Raw genomic sequence first — 1,613 nt, forward strand, 5'->3', positions numbered from 1 at the left:
TTACAACTTTAGATGCCTACTTTTTTTTGAATACGGTTTTGTTTGATCATCTTGATCCTTTCCTTCAGGGCACTACCAAAAATAAAACCTATCCACTCCTTAAATGAACAGTGAACGATTAAAGGACTTTCGTCAAGCAGCATACGAGTTATTGGTGCGAGCGAAAGATGCCACATTCGAGCTGATGGATGCAGTAATGACAACAAGGAATGCGGCTTGTTTGGCGGAATTTTCGCTCAGTCCATTATTCAGTCGTCAATGGTCAAGCGTCTACGAAGCATTGCAAGACTGTAGACCTGAACGGAAAAAACTAATGATGTTGTATCTCCAGCAATTAGAACAGCAAGTACCCGCAACGGAACACGTTTTAGTCGCAATTGACACGCGCGGGCATGGGGGAGACCAGAGGCTAAAACATTAAAAGACAGAACCCATGAATATCAGGAGGGCGTCATTATTGGACAGGGGTACAGTACAATTGCCTGGATACCCGAAGCACAAGGAAGTTGGGCATTACCCCTACTACATGAACGAATTAGTAGTTGGTCTTCACCAATAGAAAAAGCAGCTTCCCAACTCAAACTTGTTTGTGAACAGAGCATCAATCCAGTCTTAGCAGTTTTATAGAGAGAATATGGCAATGCAAGTTGGGTATTGGCTCAAGCCTCCATTCAAGCTGATTGCTTAATGCGAGTCCGAAGCAATGCCTGCTTGTGGTCAGCACCACCAGCCTATAGTGGTCGTGGCAGACCACGAAAACATGGACCAAAAATGAGGCTCAATGACCCAACCACATGGCTCGAAGCCGATGCTGTGATTGAAATTGACGAACATCCGCAGTTGGGACAAGTTCGAGTCAGTCAATGGCTTGACTTACATTTTTATCGTGCGCCTGGACATCGAGTAAATTTAATCCTGGCCCTTAAGAATGAATCCCATGTCAAACGGTCAGCCGTTTCCACCCTTGTGGTTGGCTTGGGTGGGAGAACGAACTCTCCCTAAGCGAAACAGTCTGGTTTAAGTATTTACGACGTTTTGGAGTGGATCATTGGTAGAGATTTGCCAAGCAACGATTACATTGGACATTACCTAACTTGAGAACTCCCGAACAATCGGAGCGCTGGAGCGATTTAATGCCATTGATGAGTTGGCAACTTGGGCTGGCTAGGGATTTAGTCGTCGAGAATATACTACCTTGGCAATCTGCTAATATCAATTTAACTCGACTGACGTGTTGCCCAATAGACCTCTTGCAAAATAATTTTATGATATAATTAATGGAAAGTTTTGCTTTACTGGATTGAATCCCAACTCTTAACTTATTTTTACTCTTGCCTTGCTAGAAACAGGATAAGATACTAGAAACTTATATTGGTTGTTGCACAATCAGTAAATCATGAAAAATCAATCTTATCTAAAGAGAGACATCTCATCAATTTAAACGTAGATTTGGTGTCAAAATTGAAACTTTAAAAGTAATGGTTAAAGCCTTGGAAGAATTCAGGTCAGAAAATCATAAAGACAGAAGAGGGCGTGGGCTGTCGGGGCGACAAGTCACCTATAACGCTGATAGAATAAGCCTCATAGCTCTTATGCCTTGTTGATAATTAGGT

At 42.4% G+C, this 1,613-nt stretch carries 1 protein-coding gene and 1 pseudogene; both read left to right on the forward strand.

Going from position 1 to position 1,613, the window contains the following annotated elements:
* Positions 1-103: 103 nt before the first annotated feature.
* The gene (locus QUA58_RS31255; protein ID WP_333257597.1) at positions 104-421 is read left to right on the forward strand and encodes a hypothetical protein; all 318 of its coding nucleotides are present in this window, start codon (positions 104-106) and stop codon (positions 419-421) included.
* A 224-nt stretch (positions 422-645) separates the two neighbouring features.
* Positions 646-1,002: pseudogene (locus QUA58_RS31260) on the forward strand (transposase); the annotation flags it as partial.
* Between the last annotated feature and the right edge of the window lie 611 nt (positions 1,003-1,613).

This window comes from Microcoleus sp. N9_A1 (assembly GCF_036701795.1).
Classification (GTDB): domain Bacteria; phylum Cyanobacteriota; class Cyanobacteriia; order Cyanobacteriales; family Microcoleaceae; genus Microcoleus.

What these genes read in the sequence shown, in the direction of transcription:
- QUA58_RS31255 (WP_333257597.1), top strand. Translation starts at nt 104, where the DNA reads ATGAACAGTGAACGATTAAAGGACTTTCGTCAAGCAGCATACGAGTTA.